The 1,276-nt window shown below is 72.8% G+C and carries 1 protein-coding gene; it reads right to left on the bottom strand.

Annotated elements, in window-relative coordinates:
• Nucleotides 1-84: 84 nt before the first annotated feature.
• Nucleotides 85-936: an ATP nucleotide 3'-pyrophosphokinase gene (locus ACSNOH_RS34800; RefSeq protein ID WP_436725446.1), complete on the bottom strand. Its 852-nt coding sequence runs from the start codon at nt 934-936 to the stop codon at nt 85-87.
• Nucleotides 937-1,276 lie beyond the last annotated feature (340 nt).

Below are 1,276 nucleotides of genomic sequence, written 5' to 3'. Positions count from 1 at the left end.
CGACTGGCCGTCCGCCCGTCCGCCGGAGTTGTCCGCCCGTCCTCCGGACCCGCCCGCTGGGCCGCCGGCCCGGACGGCGGAGCGCTACGCCGCCGCGGCGGGCTGCTCCATGGGAGCCGGCAGCGTCCGCGCGGGCTCCGGGCGGGACTGCGCCGGTGCGGCGAGGTCCTCCGCGCCCTCGGGCACGGGCACCGACGCGAAGATGGCGTCCTGCTGCTCCTGCAGCTCGCGGGCGCGCTCGGGGGAGGTGGTGGGCAGCCGCTGCTCCTCGTACAGCTTGTGCGTCGCCTCCTGGGCCCACTTGCTCGACGGAGTGTGGAACTGCACCTCGAACACGTGGTGGGAGCGCGGGTCGCGCCAGGCGGCGTTGATGCCCTTGTAGCCGTACTTGCGGCCCCAGGTGTTGGACCACTTGACGCTGTCGTTGCCCCACAGCGCCAGGGCCGAGGAGGCGATGGTCACTCCGTTGGTGTAGCTGCCGTCCGGCCACTGGAGGGTGTAGCGCAGCGAGTCGCTGATCCTGGCCAGGGCGGCGTCCACGCTCTGCCCGGGGGCCGCCTTCATGGCCGTGGCGACCTTGCGCTTGAGGGAGTCCGGCGACTTCAGCCGGTGGTCGAAGCCGATGAGGGTGGCGTGGCTGATGCGGGCCACCGCCTCCATCTCGGGGCTGACGGTCCGCTCGGCGGACCGGGCGCGGGCGAGGAACGCGTCGACCTTCTTGTTGTCCGCGGCGTTGAGGGACAGGCCGTCGCCCCGCCACCCGCCGTCGTCGTCGGCACGCAGGCCCACGGGAGGGGCCGCCTTGACCGGTTTGGCCACGGCGGTCGCCGTGACCGCCCGGCCGTCGGCCAGGGCGCTCTGCACCGGTCCGGCGCTCAGGGCGGCGGCGAGCGCTGCGGCGGCAGCGAGTCGGGGGGCAGTGCGGTTGCTGAGCACCGTGTGATCCGTCCTTCGGCACGTGAGGTGGTATCCGGCAACTCATACAACCGGCCGTTGCCCGTACCGGTAACTGCACGGTGGGCCGCAGGACCGGCCTTTGGCCGGATCGCGGCGGCCGGGGCGGAAATCCGGGCCCTTTGGGCCGTGCGGGTGGTGAGGGGGTGTGTTGGCCGCATTCGTCGGATGATCGCTCCGGTGCGTTGTTACGTTTTGCTGACTAATGACCCCTTTGGTGGTGGTTCCGGCGGTGGGGGAGTGGGCGGTGGTTGCGGTGGTGGGTGGAGTACGGGTCTCGGGGCGTGGCGCGGTTGCGGAGGACGCCGGGGTTGCGGGGGGT

Source organism: Streptomyces sp. URMC 127 (assembly GCF_051386535.1).
Taxonomy (GTDB): domain Bacteria; phylum Actinomycetota; class Actinomycetes; order Streptomycetales; family Streptomycetaceae; genus Streptomyces.
This window is presented reverse-complemented; position numbering and strand designations above follow the sequence as displayed.